The following is a 1,289-nucleotide window of genomic DNA, read 5'->3' on the forward strand; positions in this document are numbered from 1 at the left end:
CAAGAAGCAAACTTAAACCAAGAAGCAAACTTAAACCAAGAAGAAAGCTCAAATCAAGAAGAAAATCCAAATAAACGAATAAAAAACTCGCTAATTGATGATTTAAGAAATTTAATAGAAAAAGCTAACGAGGATAGAAAAAAATATGTAAAAAAATTGGAAGAAGAACCTTCGAACCAATATGAAATATCGGCTTTCAGCGATTTGTTTTGGGCAGCAGAACCAAAAGAAAGCATATCCGCTGATACCGAGAGATCTAAAGAATGTAGAAAATGGATTTACGCCACCTTAAATGATATTGATATTAATGAATTAAAGAAACTTTCAGAAATTATATCCTTGGCAAGCCAAACAGAAGGCCTATTTAATATATTTAAAACATTTGGAAACACTCTAGACGAATTGATAGTTTGCCTATATTCCAAAAAAGATACTCTGGAAGAACTAGACATTTCAGATTTAGAAAAGCTTAAAAATTCATTTGAAAAATTATTATCTACAAAAACAATAGTCTCAAAAATGTTAAACCAACTTTTATTAGATTATCAAAATAATGAAAATCTAATAAAAACAGATACCACTAAGCTTGAATCTTATGCAACCACAATTTTTAATCAAATTCTAGAAAAAAGTGAAGAAGCAAATAACCTAAAAAGTGACATATTTTCAATATATAATCTTTAAGTTACCTATTAAAATTGTCATAACTGGAAAAGCCTATCTTTTATTACGATAGGCTTAACGTTTTAACTAAAGATTGCAAAATAATTTTTCACCTATAATTTAAATAAACTTTTAAGCAAAGACAAGTCTGTCAAATTGATTTATTGGTATTTCAATATGTTATTGTCTTATTTCTATAGAAGCTTCTTCTATAGAAATAAGACAATAATTCCCAGACAAAATAAGATTTTCAATAATAAATACCAAATAGATAAATATTTTTTCTTATAAACCTTATAAATACTGCATAGATACTGTTTTTAAACCATTGATAAATTTAGAAAGTTGAATATTGAAAATAAATTCTAGTAATAAGTAAAATGCTTTTTTATACTCTTTTATTTAGTAATAGTAGTTAGCAATAGATTAATATTATTAATGGTATATAATTTTATCTTAACATCTATCCCATTAATAATTGGCGGTTACAAATAAAAATGGAAATTATATAACATATTAAAAATTATATTATGAACTACTATTAGAAAATCAAAGATTATAGAAATAGCTTATTGATTTGTTTCTCAAGATGGCCTTTTAGATTCTTTAAGAACGTATCAGGTTAT

General features: G+C 25.1%; 1 protein-coding gene. It reads left to right on the forward strand.

Annotated elements, in window-relative coordinates:
- Window positions 1-684 (forward strand): virulence associated lipoprotein (locus tag BLO14_RS05895; protein WP_143280341.1); only part of this gene is annotated, 684 nt, incomplete at its 5' end.
- Window positions 685-1,289: the final 605 nt, after the last annotated feature.

Origin of the sequence: Borreliella japonica (assembly GCF_900099615.1) — a bacterium.
Classification (GTDB): Bacteria; Spirochaetota; Spirochaetia; order Borreliales; family Borreliaceae; genus Borreliella; species Borreliella japonica.